This window comes from Variovorax sp. Varisp36, assembly GCF_047304235.1.
GTDB lineage: Bacteria > Pseudomonadota > Gammaproteobacteria > Burkholderiales > Burkholderiaceae_C > Variovorax.
On record NZ_JBGLYU010000040.1, the window covers coordinates 27,956 to 43,841 of the forward strand.

The following is a 15,886-nucleotide window of genomic DNA, read 5'->3' on the forward strand; positions in this document are numbered from 1 at the left end:
CAGCAAGACCGACAATCGAGCCCATGAGGTTCCAGCCATGAGTCACCGCCAGCCCGTACGAGTCGCCGACCGCCACGCCTTCGACACGCTGATCGACGCCCGCTCGCCGGCCGAGTTCGCGCTCGACCACATTCCCGGCGCCATCAACTGCCCCGTGCTCGACGACGAGGAGCGGCACATCGTCGGCACCGTCTATGTGCAGACCGGCGCCTTCGAGGCCCGGCGCATCGGCGGCGCGATGGTCGCGGCCAACATCGCCAGGCACCTGCGCGAGACGCTGGCCGACCGGCCCGAGAACTGGAAGCCGCTGGTCTACTGCTGGCGCGGCGGCATGCGCAGCGGCTCGATGGTCACCTGGCTTCGTCTCGTCGGCTGGGATGCGCAGCAACTCGCGGGCGGCTACAAGAGCTTTCGCCGGCATGTGATCTCGCAAATCGACGCGCTGACGCCCAAGCTCGACCTGCGCGTAGTCTGCGGCGCCACCGGCAGTGCCAAGACCCGCGTGCTGCATGCGCTGGCCGCGCGCGGTGCGCAGGTGCTCGACCTCGAAGATTTCGCCAGCCACAAGGGCTCGCTGCTGGGTTCGCTGCCGGGCGTGCCGCAGCCGTCGCAAAAGCATTTCGAGACGCGCATCGCGGCCGTGCTCGAAACCATCGACCTGTCGCGCCCGCTGTACGTCGAGGGCGAGAGCATTCGCATCGGGCGGCTGTCGCTGCCACTGTCGCTGGTGGCGCAGATGCGCGCGGCGCCGTGCATCGAGGTGTCCGCCACGCCCGAGGCGCGACTGGCCTACCTGCTGCGCGACTACGCCTACCTGGGCGACGACCGCAACGCGCTGGCCGACAAGCTCGGCGTGCTGAAGGAACTGCAGGGCAAGGAGACGGTGGCGCGCTGGCAGCAGTGGGCACACGAGGCCGACCTGCCGCACCTGTTCGCGGAACTGATGGCGCTGCACTACGACCCGCACTACCAGAAATCGCAGGAGCTGCACTTCCGCGCCTGGGCGCAGCGCCAGCGCGTGGCGGCGCCCGACCTGTCGGATCAGGGCATCGAGGCGGTGGCCGATGCAGTGCTGGCGCTCGGCGAACCCGCGAGCCCGTCAGCATAGAGCACGCCGCGCGGTGCGCGGCACAGGCCCCAGAAACGCAGGCCGCTGAGCTCGGCCATGCGCACGCCCATCGAAGTCGGCGCGGAGATGGTCGCCATCGCCGCAATGCCCAGGCGCGCGCACTTGCGCACCAGTTCGTGGCTGCCGCGGCTGGACATCAGCACGAAGCCCGGCTCCTCGAGGCGGCCCGCCAGCGCGAGCTTGCCGAGCAGCTTGTCGAGCGCGTTGTGGCGGCCGACGTCTTCCATCAGGTCGGTGAGCTCGCCATCGATCGTGGCCCATGCGGCGGCGTGGATCGCGCCGGCTTCGGCGTTGAGGATCTGGCGCGGCGGCATGGCGGCGAAGGCGCGCAGCACGGTGGCCAGATCGATGCGCTCGATCCAGTCGCGCGGCGGCACGCGCTGCGGCGTGAGGTCCAGCCCCGCGAAACTCTCGACACCGCACACGCCGCACCCGGTACGGCCCGCGAGGCTGCGGCGGCGGTCTTTCAGGCGCTCGAAGCTGCGCGTGGAAATCTCGAGCTGCACCTCGATGCCGGGCATGCCTTCGGGCAGGCCCGCGTCGGTGGCATCGACCGTGCGCGCCTCGACGCCGCGGCAGTCGGCCGCGGTGTCGAGGATGCCTTCGCTCAGTGCGAAGCCGAGCGCGAAGGCTTCGAGGTCTTGCGGCGTGGCCATCATCACCGCATGCGAGACGCCGTTGAACACCAGCGCCACCGGCACTTCGGCCGCCAGCGTGTCGTCGCGCACCACGCCTTCGGGCGCAACGCCGCGCTCGCCGAAGACATGCACGGCGTGCCGCAAGAGCGGCGGCAGGGCGTCTTCGGGATCGGCGAGATTGGCGAGGTCTGGCTTCGACATGGTGGCTCCGGGTGGGCCTGCCATTGTCTGCTCAGTCGCGGTTCTCGTCCGCAAGGGGCGGCAGCGTTTGCACCTGGGCCCGTCCGGGCGCCTGGAGGTGTGCCACCCAGCGGTCGTCGTGCTGCACCACCCGCACCCAGCCGGGGCCGCGCACGCCGCCGATGGCCGCATCGCCCATCAGCGTGAGCCGGCGCATCAGCACGCTGGCGCCCTGCCCCAGCCGCTTGCCCAGGCGCGGCAGCGAGACGCCGGTGCCGTCGGGCTCCTGCGCGAGCATGCGCAGGATGGCCACCGACAGGCTGTCCTGCAGCAGGGCACTCATGCCGCCACCATGCCGTCGGCTTCGTCCTCCGCCAGTTTCTGGATCGGCAGCTCGTGCGGCACCAGCACCACGGGAATGGACTTGGAAGTCGGCGTGCCCGCGTTCTCGGCCACCGACGACAGCGGCACCAGTGGGTTCGTTTCGGGGTAGTAGGCCGCGAGGTTGCCGCGCGGGATGTCGTACGCCACCAGCCTGAAGCGGTCGGCGCGGCGCTCCTGGCCGTCGTTCCACACCGTCTGCAGATCGACCCAGTCGCCGTCCTTCATGCCCAGCGCCCGGATGTCCTCGGCGTTGATGAAGACCACGCGACGCTGGCCGAACACGCCGCGGTAGCGGTCGTCCATGCCGTAGATGGTGGTGTTGTACTGGTCGTGCGAACGCGTGGTCAGCAGCGTGAAGACGATGGTGTCGCCCTTCTTCGCAAAGCGCGCGCGGGCGCGGTGCGAATGGGTGTCCAGCGGCACGGCGTGCGTGAAGAACACGGCCTTCTTCGACGCGGTGTTCCACACCCGCTCGCTCGCGGTGTTGCGCAGGCGGAAGCCGCCGGGGTGCGCGACACGCGCATTGAAATCCTTGAAGTCGTCGAACACGGCTTCGATCTTGTCGCGGATGCGGGCGTAGTCTTCGATCAGCGACAGCCACGGCGTCTTGCTGCGCGCGCCGAGGGTGGCCGCGGCGAGCCGCGCCACGATGGCCGGCTCGGACAGCAGGTGTTCCGACGCGGGCGGGTTGATGCCCATCGAGATGTGCACCATGCTCATCGAGTCTTCCACCGTCACGCCCTGGGGGCCGCCGGCCTGCATGTCGATCTCGGTGCGCCCCAGGCACGGCAGAATGATCGCCTCGCGCCCGTGGATCACGTGGCTGCGGTTGAGCTTGGTGGTCACGTGCACCGTGAGGTCGCACTTCTGCAGGCCCTTCCAGGTCTGGTAGGTGTCGGGCGTGGCCGCCGCGAAGTTGCCGCCGAGCGCGAAGAACACCTTGCCCTTGCCCTCGAGCATGAGTTGTATGGCCTCGACCGTGTCGACGCCATTGCGGCGCGGCGGCTCGAAACCGAACACCTGCTGCAGCCGATCGAGCAGCGCGGCAGGCGGCTTTTCCCAGATACCCATGGTGCGGTCGCCCTGCACGTTGCTGTGGCCGCGCACCGGGCAGGCGCCCGCGCCTTCGCGCCCCATGTGGCCGCACAGCATGAGCCAGTTGCCGATCATCTGGATGGTGGCCACCGAATGCTGGTGCTGCGTGATGCCCATGCCCCAGCAGGCGATGACCCTCTTCGCACCCAGGTACACGTCGGCCGCGGCGCGGATCTGCGCTTCGCTCAGCCCCGACTCCTGCACCAGGATGTCCCACGACTCGGCACGCAGGTCGGCCGCCAGAGCCTCGAAGCCGGTGGTGTGCGTGGCGATGAATTCATGGTCGAGCACCGAAGGCTCGCCGCGCGCCGCGACTTCGTCCTCGCGCTCGATGACGTGCTTCATCATCCCCTTGACGGCGGCGAAGTCGCCGCCCACGCGCAGCTGGAAGTAGTGCGTGCTGATGGGCGTGGAGCCCATGGTGGCCATCTCGAGCTTGTCCTGCGGATCGGCGAAGCGCTCCAGCCCGCGCTCGCGCAGCGGGTTGAAGCTCACGATGCGCGCGCCGCGCTTCGAGGCCGCGCGCAATTCGCCCAGCATGCGCGGATGGTTGGTGCCGGGGTTCTGGCCGAAGATGAAGATCGCGTCGGTCTTCTCGAAGTCATCGAGCGTGACCGTGCCCTTGCCCACGCCGAACTGCGGGCGCATGCCGCTGCCGCTGGGCTCGTGGCACATGTTCGAGCAGTCGGGAAAATTGTTGGTGCCGTACTCGCGCACGAACAGCTGGTAGAGGAAGGCGGCCTCGTTGCTCGCGCGGCCCGAGGTATAGAAGATGGCCTGGTCCGGATCAGGCAGCGCGTTCAGGTGCTTCGCGATGCGCGCGAAGGCGTCGTCCCATTCGATCGGCACGTACTTGTCGCTGGCCGCGTCGTACGCCATCGGGTGCGTGAGGCGGCCCTGGTCTTCGAGCCAGAAATCGCTCTGCTCGGCCAGTTGCGCCACGGTGTGCTTTGCAAAGAGTTCCGGGCCGGCACGCCGCGCGGTGGCTTCGGCCGCCACGGCCTTGACGCCGTTCTCGCAGAACTCGAACGTGGAGGCATGGTTGCGGTCGGGCCAGGCGCAGCCCGGGCAGTCGAAACCGTCGGGCTGGTTGGCCGAGAGCAGCGTCTTCGCGCCCTTGATGGGAATGTCCTGCCGCAGCAGCGCGTTGGTCACGCTGCGCAATGCGCCCCAACCGCCCGCGGGGCCCTTGTAAAACTCGATCTTCTGCTCACTGCTCATGCCGGCGAGTGTTCGCCGTGGGCCTGCGGAGCGTCAAATTGAATCGGGACATGCGGCGATTCAAAAAGGAAATGAAGCGAGGTCTCAGGCGCCTCGCGTGTCTTGCATCAGCAGCCCGCGCAACTTGCTGCGCAGCGGCGTCTCTTCCACAGCCTGCACGCCGGCGATCTCGCGCAACGCGAAGTCGCGGCTTTCAGCCGTGCGCAGGTCGATCTCGCGCACCACCTGCCCGTCCTTGTAGACAAAGGCCACGTCAGCCAGCGCGAGCACGTCCTCGATGTCGTGCGTGATCATCAGCACGGGAATGCCCCATTGCCTGCGCACTTGCGCGAGTTCGTTGCGCAACTCCGCGCGCAGCATGGGGTTGAGCGCGGCGAAGGGTTCGTCGAGCAGCAGCACCTGCGGCTCGCAGGCCAGCGCGCGCGCGAGCGCCACGCGCTGCTGCTGGCCGCCCGAGAGGTTCTGCGGCCGGCTGTCGGCCAGCGCCCCGAGGCCGAAGCTTTCGAGCAGGGCCTGTACGCGCTCGGCGTCTTTGGCGGCCGGCTTGCGACGGTGCCATGCGGTCAAGCCGAAGCCCACGTTCTCGCGCACGCTCAGGTGCGGGAACAGTGCGTAGTGCTGGAACAGGTAGCCGATGCGCCGCGCCGGTGCGGGCACGTCGATGCCCTGGGCCGCGTCGTACAGCGTGCGACCGTCGAGCCGCACGTGGCCGGCGCTGGGATGCAGCAGGCCGGCAATGGCCTGCAGGGTCAGCGACTTGCCTGCACCCGAAGGGCCGTAGAGCGCGGCGAAGGGCACGTCCGTGGCGAAACGCACGGCCAGATCGAAACGCCGGCGGCCGTCGGCTACCGTGAGCTTCAGGTCGACATCGATCATCCTTGCTGCTCCGGCGTTCTGGGGCGTGATACGCGTTTCGTTCCGGGGTGCGTGCGCAGGCCACCGGGTACTCCCCTCCGCGAATGTCCCCCGCTTCGCTCCTCCTTTATTTCGCTGCGGGGAGCACCCGGTGCCCTGCGCACAGGGCACGCTGCTGGTGTACCGCCGATCAACGACTGCTCTGTCCAACGCTCACGCCGATGGGGTGCCTTGCGCAGCGAAATAAAGGAGGAGGCCGCAGGCCGGGGGACATTCGCGGAGCAAGGTACCCCGTCGGCGTGAGCGCACCCCGAAGCACCCACAACGCGACGCATGAAACAACAGGATCTCATCTCGGGAGTCATGGCTTCCCGAACCCGTAACGCGTAAGCACTTCCTGCGCGGCGGGCGTCGAAAGAAAGGCGATGAAGTCACCGGCCAGCGCCTTCTGCCTGCTCTCGGCCACCACGGCGATGGGGTATGTCACTGGCGTGTGGCCGGTAGGCGTAAAGGCGATCTTCACCTTGTCGCCGGCCACGGCCGCATCGGTGCGGTAGACGAAACCGGCCTCGACCTCGCCGCGGCTCACGTAGTCGAGCACCTGGCGCACGCTGTCGGCCTGCACGAACTTCGGTTCGAGCGCAGTCCAGAGGTTGGCGTTGTCCAGCACCTGCCTGGTGTAGCGGCCGACCGGGACGGTGGCGACCTTGCCGATGGCGATCTTCTTCACGTTCGCGCCGCCCAGGTCCTGCAGCGTCTTGACGCCCACGCTCTCCTTGGCGGGTTCGATGAGCACCAGGCTGTTGGTGACGAAGTCCTTGCGCGTGGCGGCGTCGACGGCCTTCTGCTCGACACCGCGGTTCATCGTTTCCTGGTCGGCGCTGGCGAACACGTCCACCGGCGCGCCCTGGCCGATCTGCTGCAGCAGCACGCCCGAGGCGGCGAAGTTGAAGCGCACCGTGGCGCCGGCCTTGGCAGCCTCGAACCTGGGGCCGATTTCCTTGAACGCGTCGGTCAGGCTCGCGGCGGCGGACACGGTGATCTGCTGCGCGGCAGCAGCCAGCGGCAGGGCGAGTGCGAGAACCAACGACAGAAGGCGGAACGGGCGCATGGACAACTCCGGAATGATGAAGACGAAATCAGCGAAGCGAGAAGAAGCGGCTCGACAGCACCAGCACGGTGATCGACAGCAGCGAGGTCACGACGACCAGCAGCAGCGCGAGGTCGTCGTGACCGGCCTGCACAGCGTCGTAGATGGCCATCGACAGCGTCTGGGTCTGCTTGGGAATGGAGCCGGCCACCATCAGCGACGCGCCGAACTCACCCATCGCGCGTGCGAACGCGAGCAGTGTGCCGGCCAGGATGCCGGGCCACGCCAGCGGCAGCGTGACGCGCAGGAAAACCGACAGCGGCGACTGCCGCAGCGTGCTGGCTGCGGCTTCGAGCGATCGGTCCACACCCGAGAATGCCGCGCTGGCCGACTTGAGCACCAGCGGCAGCGCCACCACGGCCGAGGCCACCACGGCGCCGTGCCAGCTGAAGATGATGGTGTAGTCGAGGTGCTCGCGCAGCCACGCGCCGAGCGGGCTGCGGCGGCCGGCCGCCACGAGAATCGCATAGCCGATCACAGTGGGAGGCAGCACCAGAGGCAGCATGAACACGGCTTCGAGCACGCTGGCGCCGAAGAACTTCTTGCGTGCGAACACCCAGCCCAGCGCCACGCCCGCAATCAGCGCCAGCACGGTCGCGACCGCGGCGACCTTGAGCGACAGTGCCAGGGGTGACCAGTCGGTCGAGGCGATGAGGGCATTCGTCGTATTCATTGGGATACGACGGGATTGTTGCATGACGGACGCTGCCTCACCGCGAAGATGCACGGCGTGAGCTGCCCCATATACCGATCGATATAGCGTTACGGTGCCAGCAGCCGCGTCAGCGCACGGATGTCCGCAGCCGTGGCCAGCTTCGCCGCGTTTTCGATGGCACGGTAGTGCCTGACGACTTCCTCGCCCACCGGCGTGAGCGCGGTGCCGCCGCCGCGCGAGCCGCCGGCCGCAGTGTTCACGGCCGGCGAGACCAGTGCCTGGTTCATCTCGTCGATCAGCATCCACGCCCTGCGGTACGACATGCCCAGCAGGCGGGCCGCCGCCGAGATCGAACCGGTCTCGGCCACCGCTTCGAGCACGGCGATCTTGCCGGGGCCGATGGCGATGGCGTCGTCCCGGTATACGCGCAGACGGAACTGGACTTTGGATTTCATTTGGCGCGAAGGGTAAACCATGCCGCAAGGCTCGGTTCCCTTCGCGAAGCCCCGGGAAAGCGTTCCTAGTGGAAGAACTTCGCCGCGCTCACCAGCGTCTTGTAGACGCCCCAGGCCAACGGAATACCCACTGCCACCCATGCCAGCGCCACGACCGCAGGGCTCACCGTGTCGGCGCGGCCAGAGCCGCTGCCTACTTCGGCCGCAGAGGCCTTTTCGTGCGCCAGCTTCTTCTCGACCGCCAGTTCGGCATCGGTCATGAAGTGCTTGTCGGCCACCGGGCGCACCAGCAAGTTGGCGATGAAGCCGATCACCAGCATGCCCACGAGGATGTACATGGTCTGGTTGTAGACCTGCTCGCGCGGCAGGCCCAGGCCCAGTTGGTACTCGCGCATGTAGTTCACCACCACAGGGCCGAGGATGCCGGCCGTGGCCCACGCGGTGAGCAGGCGGCCATGGATGGCGCCCACGAACTGCGTGCCGAACAGGTCGGCGAGGTACGCCGGCACCGTGGCGAAGCCGCCGCCGTACATCGACACGATCACGCAGCAGGCGCCCACGAACAGCAGCTTGCTGCCCGCGCCGGCCGACGAGGGAATGCTCGCGTACAGGATGCCGCCGAGCACGAAGAACACCGTGTAGGTGAGCTTGCGGCCCAGCTTGTCCGACAGGCTGGCCCACACGAAGCGCCCGCCGATGTTGAACAGCGACAGCAGCGCCGTGAAGCCGCCCGCCACCACCGCGATGGCCGCGAGTTGCGTCTTGTCGAGCTGTCCGTACTTGGCCGGCAGGTCGATGAGCGCGCCGCCGAACACTTCCTGCAGCATCGGCGAGGCCATGCCGATCACGCCGATGCCGGCGCTCACGTTCATGCACAGCACCAGCCACACGAGCCAGAACTGCGGAATGCCCCAGACCTTCTTCACGTGCACGTGGCGCTGCGTGATCATGGTGTTGCTGGTCTGCGCCGGGGGCGGCGTCCAGCCTTCGGGCTTCCAGCCCGAGGGCGGCACGCGGTAGCCGAGCGCACCAGCCATCATGAACACGAAGTAGCCGAGCGCCATGACCACGAAGGTCTGCATCACACCCACGTCGGTGGCCGTGCTGAAGCGCTTCATCAGGTCGACCGCCAGCGGCGAGCCGATCATCGCGCCGCCGCCAAAGCCCATGATGGCCATGCCGGTCGCCATGCCGCGTCGGTCGGGGAACCACTTGATCAGCGTGCTCACCGGCGAGATGTAGCCGAGCCCGAGGCCGATGCCGCCGATCACGCCCGAGCCGAGGATCATCAGCCAGAACTGGTGCAGGTGGATGCCCACCGCCGACAACAGCATGCCGCCGCACCAGCACAGCGCCGACACCACGCCGGCCTTGCGCGGGCCCGCACGTTCGAGCCAGCCGCCCCACAGGGCCGCCGAGCAGCCGAGGAAGACGAAGAACAGCGTGTACATCCAGCCCAGCGTGGCCACGCGCCAGTCGCAGTTCGTGGCGAACAGCTCGGCGAAGAAGCTCATGTCCTTGGCGCAGGCCTGGGCGCCGGTGCCGGCCGTGCCGAGCGCTTTCGACAGCGGCAGCCAGAACACCGAGAAGCCATACGCCATGCCGATGCACAGGTGAATAGCCAGCGCGGCGGGCGGCACCAGCCAGCGGTTGAAGCCAGGGCCCGCGATGGTGCGTTCCTTTTCCAGGAAGCCAGGTTGCGGTTGCGCCCCTCCTCCGACGATGCGATCTCCATCGAGAACGCCTGCAGTTGAGCCTGCCATATTTCTCCTTGTTGGCCGGATTTGTAACTCTTGTGTTTGAATCCGGGCCGCGGAGTGTGTCAGAACGTTTCTCGCTCCGTCAAATTCGTTCGGCGCATCGGCCGATTCAATAACTAAATGCCCGGCCGGTGCTCAGTCGCCGAGCGCCCCGCTGTGGATACGCACCTGCTCACGCCACTCGGGGGTTTGCAGGAAGGCCAGCGCGGCTTCGAGCGCGCGCGAGGAGCGCACACCGTCCTGCGTCATGAAGCCTATCGGCGTGAGCACTTCGGGCGCCACCAGCGGCAGCGCCTCCAGCTCGCGATGGCTGCGCACGGCCGCGACCATGGCGCCCGGAAGCACGCTGCTGACCGTGCCCGCGCTGACCGCGAGCGCGAGCGCGAGCACGGAGTTGGTCTCGATGGCGGGCGCCACCGGAACGCCGGCTTCGCGCAGCGCCTGGTCCATGATGGCGCGGTTGTGCATGTCGGTCGTGAGCAGGCACAGCGGCAGCTTTCCGGCCTCGGCCCAGGTGATGGGTTGGCCGATGCGCAGTTCGTCCACAGAGGGCGTTTCGGCGCGCCGCAGGAGGAAGTAGTGCTCGACGCTCTGCGGCCAGGCCGTGAGCTTGATGCCCGGCAGGTGCATGCGCTCCGTGTAGCCGAGCGCAAGGTCGATCGAAAGGCTTTCGAGCCCCGTCTCCAGTTCCTGCGAGCTCATCGACAGCACGACCGGCAGGATGCCCGGATGCCGCTGGTTCAGCATGGCGGCGAAGCGCGAGAGCATCGGAATGGCGGTAGGCACCGCGGCCATGCGCAGGCGACCGTGCGGATTGTCCACATCGCTGCGCAACTCCTGCAGCAGCACTTCGTTGTCGCGCAGCATGCGCTGCGCCGTGGCCAGCACGCGCTCGCCTTCGTGTGTGAGGCCGACATAGACGCGTGCACGCTTGACGATGACCACGCCGAACTCGGTTTCGAGCGCGCGCAGCGCGTTCGACAGCGCCGGCTGCGTGATGTGGCAGGCCTGCGCGGCGCGGCCGAAGTGCTTGTGCTCGTTGAGCGCCACCAGGTAGCGCATCGAGGCGAGCAGGTTCATGCCTGTGGCTCCGGCGCGTGTCGTGTCGCGGGGTGCTTGTGTTCGGGGTGCATGCCAAGGGCACCGGGTGGCTCCCGCAGCGAAATAAAGGAGGAGGCCGCAGGCCGGGGGACATTCGCGGAGCAAGGCACCCCGTCGGCGTGATCGCGCCCCGAACAACGACGCACATCACGCACAACGCACCCAATCGGAAAGCAGGGCTTCATCCCTCAGGTGTTCTTGCTGATCGAGATCGTCGGAAACTTGGAGGAAAAATCCTTCGCCTTCTCGGCGATGCCCACGGCCACGCGGCGTGCAACGGCCTTGTAGATGCCGGCCACGTCGCCGTCCGGATCGGACACCACGGTGGGCGCGCCGCTGTCGGCCTGCAGGCGGATCTTGATGTCCAACGGCAATGCGCCCAGGTATTCCATCTGGTATTCGGCCGCCATCTTCCTGCCGCCGTCCGCGCCGAAGATGTGCTCCGCATGGCCGCAGTTCGAGCAGATGTGCACCGCCATGTTCTCGACGATGCCGAGGATCGGCACGCCGACCTTCTCGAACATCTTGATGCCCTTCTTCGCGTCGAGCAGCGCGATGTCCTGCGGCGTGGTGACGATCACCGCGCCCGTCATCGGCACGCGCTGGCTGAGCGTGAGCTGGATGTCGCCGGTGCCCGGGGGCATGTCGACGATGAGGTAGTCGAGGTCTTTCCAGTTGGTCTGGCGCAGCAGCTGCTCCAGCGCCTGCGTGGCCATGGGGCCGCGCCAGACCATGGCCTGGTCGGGGTCGACCAGGAAGCCGATGGACATCACCTGCACGCCGTGGCGCTCCATGGGCTCCATGGTCTTGCCGTCGGCGCTTTCGGGGCGGCCCTCGATGCCCATCATCATGGGCTGGCTCGGGCCGTAGATGTCGGCGTCGAGCAGGCCGACCGTGGCTCCCTCGGACGCCAGCGCCAGCGCCAGGTTGGCCGCCGTGGTGCTTTTGCCCACGCCCCCCTTGCCCGAGGCCACCGCGACGATGTTCTTGACGTTGGGCATCAACTGCACGCCGCGCTGCACCGCATGGCTGATGACCTTGGTGACGACGTTGACCGACACGTTCTCCACGCCCGGTACCGTCTTGGCGGCCGCCACCAGCGCCTTTCGGATGGCCGCGTGCTGGCTCTTCGCCGGATAACCGAGTTCGAGGTCGAACGAGACGTCGCCCTCCGCTATCTGCAGGTTCTTGAGCGACCGGCTCGCCGCGAATTCCTTGCCGGTGTTAGGGTCCGCGACGGCCTTGAGCGCGTCCATGAGCCCTTCTGGGGTGAGTGCCATTGATCAAACTCCTGAATGGCCGGTAGTCTAGTGGCTCGCCCCCAGGCTTCGCGCACTTCGTGTCGCTTCTCCCGCCCCCTACCGGGGGCAACACCAGCGGCCCGGCAAAGCCGGTTCCGCGGTGTTCCGCAAGAAAACGGGGAATCCAGGTCTGCTTTCAATGGCTCATGGCAACGACAAAATGACAGAGACCAGTCCCGCCACCGGCCTCCTGCTCACCGGGGGCGGCGCCCGGGCCGCCTACCAGGTCGGCGTGCTCGAAGCCATTGCCGACATCCGCCGCGCGGCCGGACCGGCGGCCACCGGCACCGGCAATCCCTTCGACGTCATCACCGGCACCTCCGCCGGCGCCATCAACGCGGCCGCGCTGGCCTGCGGCGCCGACGACTTCGACCAGGTGGTGGCGAACATCGCCGAGGTCTGGAGCCGGTTCCGCGCCGAGCAGGTGTACCGCGCCGATTCGCTCTCGGTGATCGGCAGCGGCACGCGCTGGCGCATGCTGCTCGGGTTCGGGCGCTTCGCGGCCAACTGGATGCGCATCAAGCCGAAGTCGCTGCTCGACAACGCGCCGCTTGCCGAGCTTCTGCAGCGCATGGTGCCGCTCGAGCGGCTGCCGCAGCTCATGAAGGACGGCCACCTGCAGGCGCTGGCCGTGACCGCGTCGAGCTACAGCTCGGGCGAGCACGTCACCTTCTTCGAGGCTGCCGTGCCGATGGAGCCGTGGGTGCGGTCGCAGCGCCTGTCGGTGCGCGACCGCATCACGCATGCGCACCTGCTGGCATCGTCGGCCATTCCCTTCGTGTTTCCGGCCACGGCCCTGCCGATGCAAGGCCACATCGAGTACTTCGGCGACGGTTCGATGCGCCAGTCGGCGCCCATCGCGGCAGCGATCCACCTCGGCGCGCAGCGCATCGTGGTGATCGGCGCGGGCCGCATGCACGAGCCGCGCGACACCACGGCGCCCAACACCCACAGCGGCTATCCAACGATGGCGCAGATCGCGGGCCATGCGCTGTCGAGCATCTTTCTCGATGCGCTGGCAGTCGACATCGAGCGGCTGCGCCGCATCAACCACACGCTGGGGCTGGTTCCCGAAGAGGCGCGCGCGGCGAGCACGCTGCGCCCGCTCGACCTGCTGGTGATCTCGCCGTCGGAACGGCTCGACGTGATCGCGGCACGCCATGTCGATGCCCTGCCGGGCGCGGTGCGGCACCTGTTGGGCGGCTCGAAGGTGGCGGCCGACGTGAAGGGCGGCGCTCTGGCGAGCTACCTGCTGTTCGACTCGGCGTACACGCGCGACCTGATGGCGCTCGGACGCGCAGATGCGATGCGGCAGCGCGACGAAGTGCTCCGGTTCTTCGGGTGGGAGACGCTCGCCGCGACGTGAGCCCGCTTCCCGGCCGTCGGGCGGGCGCGCTCAGCCCCCTTCGGAAATGCCCAGTTCGGAACACACCCGCCCCAGCAGCGCCCTCAGCGATGCCACTTCGGCTTCGAGCCGCGCCACATTGGCCTTCAGCGCCGCGACCTCGCCGAGCGACACATCGTGACCGGCGTGCGATGCCTCGGACGCCGGCCCCGCCACCTCTTCCGCCGGCGCACCGCTCAGCAGATGCGCCCAGCGGCTTTCTCGCGCGCCGGGCAGGCGTGCCAGCTTCACCACCAGCGCACCGGCCGGACGCTCCGCCAGTTCGTCGAGGAAGCCTTCGACCGACGAGATGTCGGCGAAGTTGTGCATGCGGTCGCAGGCGATGCGCAGTTCGCCCGCCGTCTGCGGCCCGCGCAACATCAGCACGGTGAGCAGGATGACCGACTGCGACGGAATGCGCAGCACGCGGTCGACGTTGTGCTCGTAGCGGAAGGCACGCCCGCCGCTGGTTTCCGCGACGAGGCTGTAGCCCTTCAGGCTGTCGATGGCGGCCTGCACCTGCGACTCTGTGAGTTCGAGCACCGGGTTGCGGCTGGTCTTCTGGTTGCAGCCCGACACCAGCGAATTGAGCGTAAGCGGGTAGCTGTCGGGCACGGTGCGCTGCTTTTCGGCGAGCACGCCGAGCACGCGGGTTTCGAGGAGGGACAGGACGGGCAGCGATGGGGTGGACATGGCTCGGGCAAGGATCGATGGTGAAAACGCGAAGGGCGGCAACCGCACTCAAGGCGACGCGATGCCGAGCATAGGCCCCAGCTCCCGCACGAAGTCGCTCCGGTGCAGCGCAGCCGAATGCAGGGCCGAGACCGTGCCATCGAGGTACAGCGCATCGCGGCAGTGGAGCACGTCGCGAAAGTACAGCGCGAACTCGTGGAAATTCACCGGCTTTTCGCTGATGACGAAGATGGCCGTGTGGCCGATCACGCCGACGCCGTTGCGGATCTTGCGCGAATCGGAATGGGGAATGAAGGCGGGATGCACGACCCCATGGCGCAGCAGCAGCGGACCCGACTGCGTCGCGAGGCGCACGCCCTTGGCCAGCGCCGGATATTCCGACGATTCGACCACCCGCGGCCCCGCGTCCGAGACGAGGAACACACCGTTGGGCTTGAGGAAGAAGTTGCCCACGCCATCCGCCAGGTTGAGCGGCGCTTCTTCGCGGCCGTCACGTACAAGCAGGCCGACCGGGGAAAAGTCCTCGTGGTACATGCCGGCGTTCACCGCGAAGTCCAGTTGCCGGTGGCGCTCCTTCAGCCAGGCATCGAGCCGGTCGAAGCGCTTGAACGGCACGCCTGCGTCGTCGCGCAGGAACAGCTCGAGCCGCTCGGTGCGCAGGTCGACCTTCACCACGGTGAAGCGCGGGTCGGCCGCCGCGAGGCCTGCGAACAGCAGGGCCGCCAGGAGCAGCAGAAGCTTTCTCATGCAGCCCTGCGAGCCCTGCCTGCGCCGCTCAACCGCCGTTGATGCGGCTGACCAGCGCCTTGGTGAACGCCGCCGTGCCCGCCGTACCGCCCAGGTCGCCCGTGCGCACCTTGTCGATGTTCAGCGTCTCGTCGATGGCCTTGCGCAGGCGCGTGGCCAGCTCGGGCAGCTTCACGTGGTCGAGCATCAGCGCGGCGGCCAGCAGCAGCGCGGTCGGGTTGGCGATGCCCTTGCCGGCGATGTCGGGCGCGGAGCCGTGCACCGCCTCGAAGATCGCGGCGTCGGTGCCGATGTTGGCGCCGGGCGCCATGCCCAGGCCGCCGACCAGGCCCGCCACGAGGTCGGACAGGATGTCGCCGAACAGGTTGGTGGTGACCAGCATGTCGAACTGCCAGGGGTTGAGCACCAGCTTCATCGCGCAGGCGTCGATGATGACCGTGTCGAGCTCGAACCTGCCCTTGTATTTCTTCTCGTAGAGGTCGAGGCCGGTCTCCAGGAAGATACCGGTAAGCGCCTTCATGATGTTGGCCTTGTGCACGATCGTGACCTTCTTGCGGCCCGTTGCCACGGCGGTGTCGAAGGCGTACTCCAGCAGGCGGCGGCTGCCCTGGCGAGTGTTGATGCCGGTGGCCATGGCCACGGCGTGCGGGTCGCCGTCGATGGGCACGTAGTGCTCGTGGCCGATGTAGAGGCCTTCGAGGTTCTCGCGCACAACCACCAGGTCGATCTTGTCGAAGCGGCCGCCGGGAATGATGGTGCGCGCCGGGCGCAGGTTGGCATACAGCTGGAACTCTTCGCGCAGCCGCACGTTCGACGAGCGGTAGCCGCCGCCCGACGGCGTCTCCAGCGGGCCCTTCAGGGCGAGGCGGGTGCGGCGGATGCTGTCGAGCGTGGCTTGCGGCAGCGGATCGCCCGAGGCCTTGACGCCGCCCAGGCCGGCGATCTGGGTGTCCCAGGCGAAGGGGACCTTCAGCGCGTCGAGCGCGGCCAACGTGGCGTCGACAATTTCGGGGCCGATGCCATCACCGGGGATGAGGGTTGCGGGAATGGGGGTGGTCATGGGAAGCGCCCTTGTGAGGTCAGGTGAGTGAGGAGTCGCGGCCAATGCGGCGCGAAGGCGGAAGAATAACGCCGGCCC

Annotated in this window: 15 protein-coding genes; 2 read left to right on the plus strand and 13 right to left on the minus strand. The window is 68.0% G+C overall.

Going from position 1 to position 15,886, the window contains the following annotated elements; translation table 11 throughout:
* Positions 1 to 37 precede the first annotated feature (37 nt).
* Positions 38 to 1,108, plus strand: a complete 1,071-nt coding sequence (mnmH, locus tag ACCD11_RS21245; protein WP_413315361.1) for a tRNA 2-selenouridine(34) synthase MnmH — start codon at positions 38 to 40, stop codon at positions 1,106 to 1,108.
* Here the strand turns inward: mnmH and fdhD are convergent.
* The 10 genes from fdhD to apbC form a co-directional block, all read right to left on the minus strand.
* On the minus strand, positions 1,042 to 1,968 hold the full coding sequence (gene fdhD / locus ACCD11_RS21250) for a formate dehydrogenase accessory sulfurtransferase FdhD (RefSeq protein WP_413315363.1): 927 nt from the start codon (positions 1,966 to 1,968) through the stop codon (positions 1,042 to 1,044). The genes mnmH and fdhD overlap by 67 nt on opposite strands.
* 31 nt (positions 1,969 to 1,999) lie before the next feature.
* Entirely contained in the window at positions 2,000 to 2,290 is a 291-nt protein-coding gene (locus ACCD11_RS21255; RefSeq protein ID WP_413315364.1) for a hypothetical protein, read from the minus strand.
* Entirely contained in the window at positions 2,287 to 4,647 is a 2,361-nt protein-coding gene (locus ACCD11_RS21260; RefSeq protein WP_413315365.1) for an FdhF/YdeP family oxidoreductase, read from the minus strand. Before ACCD11_RS21260 ends, ACCD11_RS21255 begins: the two co-directional genes overlap by 4 nt.
* Positions 4,648 to 4,731: 84 nt before the next feature.
* Positions 4,732 to 5,523 (minus strand): ABC transporter ATP-binding protein, encoded by a 792-nt coding sequence (locus ACCD11_RS21265; RefSeq protein ID WP_007839219.1) that lies wholly within the window; start codon positions 5,521 to 5,523, stop codon positions 4,732 to 4,734.
* A gap of 340 nt (positions 5,524 to 5,863) precedes the next feature.
* Positions 5,864 to 6,613 carry a molybdate ABC transporter substrate-binding protein gene (modA, locus tag ACCD11_RS21270; protein WP_413315366.1) on the minus strand — a complete coding sequence of 250 codons (750 nt, stop codon included), beginning with the start codon at positions 6,611 to 6,613 and terminating at the stop codon, positions 5,864 to 5,866.
* A gap of 28 nt (positions 6,614 to 6,641) precedes the next feature.
* Positions 6,642 to 7,325 carry a molybdate ABC transporter permease subunit gene (gene modB, locus ACCD11_RS21275; protein WP_056593864.1) on the minus strand — a complete coding sequence of 228 codons (684 nt, stop codon included), beginning with the start codon at positions 7,323 to 7,325 and terminating at the stop codon, positions 6,642 to 6,644.
* Positions 7,326 to 7,414: 89 nt separating this feature from the next.
* Complete coding sequence (locus ACCD11_RS21280) at positions 7,415 to 7,762, minus strand: winged helix-turn-helix domain-containing protein (protein ID WP_042674408.1); 348 nt, start codon at positions 7,760 to 7,762, stop codon at positions 7,415 to 7,417.
* A 65-nt stretch (positions 7,763 to 7,827) separates the two neighbouring features.
* Positions 7,828 to 9,525: an OFA family MFS transporter gene (locus ACCD11_RS21285; protein ID WP_413315367.1), complete on the minus strand. Its 1,698-nt coding sequence runs from the start codon at positions 9,523 to 9,525 to the stop codon at positions 7,828 to 7,830.
* 132 nt (positions 9,526 to 9,657) lie between these two features.
* Complete coding sequence (locus tag ACCD11_RS21290; protein ID WP_413315368.1) at positions 9,658 to 10,602, minus strand: LysR substrate-binding domain-containing protein; 945 nt, start codon at positions 10,600 to 10,602, stop codon at positions 9,658 to 9,660.
* A 209-nt stretch (positions 10,603 to 10,811) separates the two neighbouring features.
* The gene (apbC, locus tag ACCD11_RS21295; RefSeq protein ID WP_056593872.1) at positions 10,812 to 11,903 is read right to left on the minus strand and encodes an iron-sulfur cluster carrier protein ApbC; all 1,092 of its coding nucleotides are present in this window, start codon (positions 11,901 to 11,903) and stop codon (positions 10,812 to 10,814) included.
* A 181-nt stretch (positions 11,904 to 12,084) separates the two neighbouring features.
* On the opposite strand from apbC, the gene ACCD11_RS21300 reads away from it, so the two are divergent.
* Entirely contained in the window at positions 12,085 to 13,290 is a 1,206-nt protein-coding gene (locus ACCD11_RS21300) for a patatin-like phospholipase family protein (RefSeq protein ID WP_042674176.1), read from the plus strand.
* A gap of 30 nt (positions 13,291 to 13,320) precedes the next feature.
* Here the strand turns inward: ACCD11_RS21300 and ACCD11_RS21305 are convergent, their stop codons facing one another.
* Genes ACCD11_RS21305 through ACCD11_RS21315 form a run of 3 tightly spaced genes read right to left on the minus strand, consistent with a single transcriptional unit; the run spans position 13,321 to position 15,808 of the window.
* Positions 13,321 to 14,001, minus strand: coding sequence for a YceH family protein (locus ACCD11_RS21305; RefSeq protein ID WP_413315369.1), 681 nt, complete (start codon positions 13,999 to 14,001; stop codon positions 13,321 to 13,323).
* Between the two features lie 48 nt (positions 14,002 to 14,049).
* Positions 14,050 to 14,748, minus strand: coding sequence for a phosphodiester glycosidase family protein (locus ACCD11_RS21310; protein ID WP_413315370.1), 699 nt, complete (start codon positions 14,746 to 14,748; stop codon positions 14,050 to 14,052).
* 28 nt (positions 14,749 to 14,776) lie between these two features.
* Entirely contained in the window at positions 14,777 to 15,808 is a 1,032-nt protein-coding gene (locus ACCD11_RS21315) for an isocitrate/isopropylmalate dehydrogenase family protein (RefSeq protein WP_413315371.1), read from the minus strand.
* Between the last annotated feature and the right edge of the window lie 78 nt (positions 15,809 to 15,886).